Below are 5,295 nucleotides of genomic sequence, written 5' to 3' on the forward strand. Positions count from 1 at the left end.
AGCGAGGCCGAATATGACGAGATGACCGCGGTCAATTCAAAAACCGCCTTCTTCTTCCTGAAAGAGGCGGGCAAGCATCTAAATGACAATGGCAAGATCTGCACCCTGGTGACCTCGCTGCTCGGAGCCTTCACGCCCTTTTATGCGGCCTATGCCGGCACCAAGGCTCCGGTCGAACATTATACCCGCGCCGCGTCGAAGGAATTTGGCGAACGGGGCATTTCGGTGACAGCGATCGGGCCGGGGCCGATGGATACGCCCTTTTTCTATCCTGCCGAGGGCGCCGACGCCGTGGCCTATCATAAATCGGCGGGCGCGCTGTCGGCCTTCTCGAAAACCGGCCTCACCGATATCGAGGATATTGTGCCCTGGATCCGTATGCTTGTGTCGGAAGGCTGGTGGATGACCGGACAGACGATTCTGGTCAATGGCGGCTACACGACTAAGTGACCCCTCCCGGCGGGCGGCGGTTGCCGCCGCCCGCCGCTGTCGGGGCGATCAGGCGACGACGCCAGTCCCCCAAGCAAAAAAATGTTCCTCTCCTGCATCCACTGCCGGAAACCATGCCGTCTAGCCCATGATCGGCCCTTGCGCCGGTCCGGGCGGCGGCTTCGCGCGGCGGTTGATATGTGCTCCCCGGTGCAGTTCATCCCCGCCTTGCGGGAAGCCGTCGCCTGTGGTTTCACCATGCCGGTGCGGTATGACGGAGAGATATGTCGATGGATTTTTTGATTGCCGCTGCGGCCGCTGCCGCCACCGTGCCCGCCCCCGCGGCAACGCCGCCCGCTCCCACGACGGTTTCGGTCCCGGTCGCGGAATCGATCAGCGCCGAAGATATCGCGGCCTATATCAGCCCGCGCGAAATCGCGCATTATGTCCCGGCGCCGCCGCCGACAACTGAACTGGTTGCGGTCAGCGACAGTTTTTTCAGCTTGCTCGAACAGATCACGATGGTCGCGTTGCTTGTCGTCGGCCTTTTTCTGCTCGCGCGGCTGCTCCACGCTTGGATGTTGCACCGCTCGATCCGCCGCGCGCTCGAAGCGAAATCGGACGCGGTCAGTCCGCTGATCGACAAGCTCAACAAGCCTTATGAGCATATCAGCTGGCAGGGTGGCAAGGAAACGGCCAGCGGCGGCGACGACCGCAATGCCCTTGTCCTGTTGGCGATCGGCCTCGCGATGGCCGGCTTCGGGCTGATCCAGGGCCATGAACAGCTGATCCGCACCGCTGCGGGCGCGTCGCTCTTCCCGATCTTTGTCGGCATTGCCTTGCTCGTCCGCCGCCGCCTTGCGCGCGCCGCCGCTGCCGAGGAGCGCGCCGCTGCGTGATGATGGGAGCGCCGAAGAAGATTGGGCTCTCAACCAGCGGGTTGCCGCGGGGGATCGTGCCGCTTTTCAGCTCCTCGTGCTGCGGCACGAAGGGCGGTTGCGGGCGTTTCTGGCCCGCGCTGCGGGATGCGACGCCGACGATCTGGCGCAGGAAGCCTTTGTCCGTGCGTGGCAGCGTGCGGGCGATTATCGGGGGCAGGGGAGTTATGCGGCCTGGATCATGGGGATTGGCTGGCGGTTGTTTCTCGATCAGCGGCGCACTGCGCGGCGACGCGAGGGGCTGGCGGGCCGCGATGACGACGCGCCAACCTCGACCGATCCGCGCGGCGCTAGCGACGCGGCGATCGACGCCGACCGCTTGCTCGCCGCGCTCTCGCCGCAGGAACGCGCTGCGCTCACCTTGTGCTTCGGCCACGGCTGGTCGCATGGCGAGGCGGCCGAGATCATGGGGGTGCCGCTCGGCACGCTCAAATCCTTGGTCTTGCGCGGGCGCGCCAAGGCGCAGAAGATGACCGGCGAAGGAGCGGACGCATGACGGCGCCGAGCGACGCAGAGATGGACGCGATGCTGACCGCGATGCTGGCGCCGCCAACGCGTCCGGGCGACCGCGCCTTCACGCTCCAGGTCGAACGCGCGATCGACGCCCAGGCCGCCTACGCCCGCGCCCGCGCCCGCTTCTGGCGCAGCTTCGCCTTCGAGGCGCTGGCGGTCGGCGCGCTGCTCGCGGCGCTGTGGCTGCTGTCATCGGCGCCGCTGCTCGCGCCGCTGGCCGGATCGGCGCACTGGGGACTCGCGCCGCCGCTGCTGCTGATCCTGCTGCTGTGGTTCGGGACGCAGCGCTGGCGGAGCGCCTAGCTGGCGGGCGAATCCTCGCCGTCGATGCCCTGATACTTCAGCTGCAGATAGCGCTCGCGCGTCGCCAGCTTGTCGAGCTCGCCCGCCGCCAAGCTGCGCGCCGCGCTGCCGATCTCGGCTTCCAGCATCTTGAGGCCACCGACGAGCGTCTCATCGGGGGTGCGCCCGGCATGGGCTTCGCCGCGCAGTCCCGCGGGGATGCGCTGATAGCCCGCAACCAGCTCGGGCAGATCTTCGCCGACCAGCTTGCGGATGTTCGCCGCCGCGGGTTCGCTGGGGTCGAGCGTCTGGAGCTGCGGCGCGAGCAGGTCGAGCTGCACCCCGATGCCGTCGACCAGCGTCCGCGCCGGGGCGGGCAGCATCGGGCGCTGCGCCTCCAGCCAGATTTCGGTGCGTCCGGCGAGCTGCTTCAAATCGGTCTTGGGGAGGTCGGCTTGGCGCGGTTCGGGAAAGGGCGAGCGGCCGAACAGCACCGCGACCCCGATCAGCAGCACGAACAGCGCCAGCAATCCCGTGAACCCCAGCGGCTGAACCAACAGCCCGAACACCGCGGCGCCGAGCAGCACGACACCCGCCGCAACCAGCACCCGCCCCAGTTTCTTGTACAGATGCTGGCGGCGCAGCGCGACGCTCTTGGTCCCAATCGGGCGGCGGCGTTCGCGCGACCGTTCAATTGCCGATGCGGCCGAGGCCCGGACCTTGTCGACTTCGCTCATGCTCATGCCTTAGCCTTCGAGCGACGCGAGCGGGCTGTCGGCGCCGCCTACGCTCGCCTGCGCCTGGCTCGCACCCTCGGCGCGCGCGATATAGCCCTTCGACTTGGCGACCTCGCCCTCCAGCGTGTTGACGGTGGTTTTCATGCTGTCGAGCGCCTTCAGCTTGAAGGTGTCGATGGCGTCCATCGTATCATAGATATTCTGGAACGCGCGTTGCAGCGTCTCCATCGGGATCGTGCTCGACGCCGCCTGTTCGTGGATGCGCGCGGTGTTGTCCTTCAGCATCTTCGACGTGCCGTCGATGATGTTCGCGGTCGTCGTATTGAGCGCGGTGATCTGTTCGAGCACCAGCTTCTGGTTGGTCATCGCCTGGGCGACGGTGATCGCGGTTTTCAGCGCGCCGACGGTGGTGGTGCTGGCGCGCTCGACGCCCTTCACCAACTCCACATTATTCTTCTTGACCAAATCGAGCGCCAGATACCCCTGCACCGTCACCGCCATTTGCGTCAGCAGATCCTGCGTCCGCTGCCGCGCATAGAAGAGCGCATTTTCGCGCAGCACCTTGGCCTTCGCCGGATCGACCCCGTCGAGTTCGGCGGCCTTGTCCTCCAGCTTGCGGTCGAGCGTCTGGGCGATGTGGACCATCTGCTCCAGCTTGCCCATCGCCTCCCACAATTTGCGGCGTTCGACGTCGATGGCGGCATTGTCCATCAAAAGCTCGTCCTTGCCGTTCGCCAGCGCGGTGAGCACGCTCGAGATATGCGACTGGGCGCTGCGATATTTGGCGAAATAATTGGTGACGCTGCTGCCGAACAATTTGTCGAGCAGCCCGCGTTTCGAGATCAGCTTGCCGTTCGCGGACGGGTCGAGCCGCTCGACAGTGTTCCTGAGTTCGATCAGATTTTGGCCGATGTCGGTGTCGCGGTCCATCGCCTTGATCGGGCGGTCGAGGAAGCGGTTCGACTGGTTCGCCGCTTCCAGCATTTCCTTGCGGCCCATATTGGTGATCTGGTCGACCTTCTGGCCGAACGCCGGCGAGTTGACGTCCTGCGCGACGAGGTCGTCGATAAAGCCGTCGACGCGTTCCTCCAGCTTCGATTTCTGCTCACCCGACAGCGGCACCAGCCCTGCGGCTTTTTCGGGCGCCACCGCCGGAACGGGGTCGGGCGGGGTCAGCTTCAGCTCGTCGGTTGTGGTTGCCGTCGCGGTCTGCTCGCTCATTCGTCTTCCTTCCAGCCCCTTGCTGCCCGCTCTATATGGCATGCAGCACTGTGTTATTCAAGCATTACACTTGATCGGCGCGGTTCAATGCCGGCGCAATCCACGCCGACAGGATCAGCTGCGCCATGTGATAGACCAGGATCGGGACCAGCACCATGCCGGCGATCGCGGGCGGGAACAGCGTTGCCGCCAGCGGCGCGCCGACCGCGATGCTCTTTTGCGCGCCCGCGAACAACAGGGTGATGCGGTCGGGCCGCGCCAGTTTGAGCAGCGCGCCAAAAGCCCACGCGCCGCCGAACGACAGCGTCAGCAGGATGGCGACCGCGCCGAACACGATGCCAATCTCGCGTCCATCGAGCTGATCCCAGATCCCCGCGACTACCGCGGCCGAAAAAGCGACATAGACCGCGACCGCGATCGCGGTGCGATCCATGATCGTTGTCAGCCCCTTGTGCTTCAGCACCCATGGCCGCAGCCAGCGCTGCGCCAGCTGGCCGACGATGAATGGCAGCAACAGGATCAGGGCGATGCGCAGCGCCGCGGCCCCGCTGATCTCGCCCGCGCTGCCCGCGAGCGCCGCGAACAGCAACGGCGAGGCCATGACGCCGGTCAGGTTGAGCAGCGCCGCCGCGACGACGCTGGCGGCGACATTGCCCCCCGCCATCGAACTCGCCGCAGTAGCCGACTGAACGGTCGAGGGCAGGATGCCGAGGAACAGGAAGCCCAGCGCCAGTGTTGCGGGCAGAAAGGGTGCGGTCGCCAGCTGCGCGCCAAGGCCGAGCAACGCCATGCCGACGAAACAGAATAGCAGCGCGCTGCCCTGCAATTTCCAATTGCGGATGCCGTGCAGCACCTCGTCGCGGGGCAGGCGAACGCCGTTGAGGAAAAACAGCAGCACGATCGCCGCGGTCGACACCCCCTGCGCCACCGGCACCGCCGCGCCGCGTACCGGCAGCAGGCTGGCGAACAGGATCGTCGCAAGCAGGATAGGGACGAAGCGGTCAGGGAAGATATGGGCGAGCATGGGCAGGGCGATGGCGGGGAGCGGCTGGTTTGGCAAGAATATGATCCTCCCTGTGGCGAAGCCATGGGGAGGGGGCAGCGCGAAGCGCTGACGGAGGGCCTTTGACGCGACCGGCGTCGCCCCTCCTCCACTTGCTTCGCAAGCGGTCCCC

The 5,295-nt window shown here is 66.2% G+C and carries 7 protein-coding genes; 4 read left to right on the plus strand and 3 right to left on the minus strand.

The features are described from left to right. From B4F07_RS17365 to B4F07_RS17380, 4 genes are all read left to right on the plus strand, one after another. On the plus strand, positions 1-450 hold a 450-nt coding region (locus tag B4F07_RS17365), incomplete at its 5' end, for an SDR family oxidoreductase (RefSeq protein WP_293704947.1). 269 nt (positions 451-719) lie between these two features. Continuing rightward, positions 720-1,328, plus strand: a complete 609-nt coding sequence (locus B4F07_RS17370) for a hypothetical protein (RefSeq protein ID WP_293699132.1) — start codon at positions 720-722, stop codon at positions 1,326-1,328. Further along, positions 1,288-1,863 (plus strand): RNA polymerase sigma factor, encoded by a 576-nt coding sequence (locus B4F07_RS17375; RefSeq protein ID WP_293699130.1) that lies wholly within the window; start codon positions 1,288-1,290, stop codon positions 1,861-1,863. The genes B4F07_RS17370 and B4F07_RS17375 overlap by 41 nt, the downstream gene beginning before the upstream one ends. Next, positions 1,860-2,183, plus strand: coding sequence for a hypothetical protein (locus tag B4F07_RS17380; protein WP_293699127.1), 324 nt, complete (start codon positions 1,860-1,862; stop codon positions 2,181-2,183). Before B4F07_RS17375 ends, B4F07_RS17380 begins: the two co-directional genes overlap by 4 nt. On the opposite strand, the gene B4F07_RS17385 is transcribed toward B4F07_RS17380, so the two are convergent. The 3 genes from B4F07_RS17385 to B4F07_RS17395 form a co-directional block, all read right to left on the minus strand. Then, a complete protein-coding gene (locus B4F07_RS17385; protein ID WP_293704948.1) occupies positions 2,180-2,899 on the minus strand; it encodes a hypothetical protein in 720 nt (239 codons plus the stop codon). The two genes, B4F07_RS17380 and B4F07_RS17385, sit on opposite strands and share 4 nt — an antisense overlap. A gap of 9 nt (positions 2,900-2,908) precedes the next feature. Next, positions 2,909-4,120, minus strand: a complete 1,212-nt coding sequence (locus tag B4F07_RS17390; protein WP_293699123.1) for a toxic anion resistance protein — start codon at positions 4,118-4,120, stop codon at positions 2,909-2,911. A 64-nt stretch (positions 4,121-4,184) separates the two neighbouring features. Continuing rightward, positions 4,185-5,180 (minus strand): bile acid:sodium symporter family protein, encoded by a 996-nt coding sequence (locus B4F07_RS17395; protein WP_293704949.1) that lies wholly within the window; start codon positions 5,178-5,180, stop codon positions 4,185-4,187. Positions 5,181-5,295: the final 115 nt, after the last annotated feature.

Source organism: Sphingopyxis sp. UBA6723, assembly GCF_002454115.1.
GTDB lineage: Bacteria > Pseudomonadota > Alphaproteobacteria > Sphingomonadales > Sphingomonadaceae > Sphingopyxis.

Bases quoted from the DNA above. Each gene is read 5' to 3' on its own strand.
- B4F07_RS17370 (WP_293699132.1), top strand. From the start codon at position 720: ATGGATTTTTTGATTGCCGCTGCGGCCGCTGCCGCCACCGTGCCCGCC.
- B4F07_RS17380 (WP_293699127.1), top strand. From the start codon at position 1,860: ATGACGGCGCCGAGCGACGCAGAGATGGACGCGATGCTGACCGCGATG.
- B4F07_RS17385 (WP_293704948.1), bottom strand. From the start codon at position 2,899: ATGAGCGAAGTCGACAAGGTCCGGGCCTCGGCCGCATCGGCAATTGAA.
- B4F07_RS17390 (WP_293699123.1), bottom strand. From the start codon at position 4,120: ATGAGCGAGCAGACCGCGACGGCAACCACAACCGACGAGCTGAAGCTG.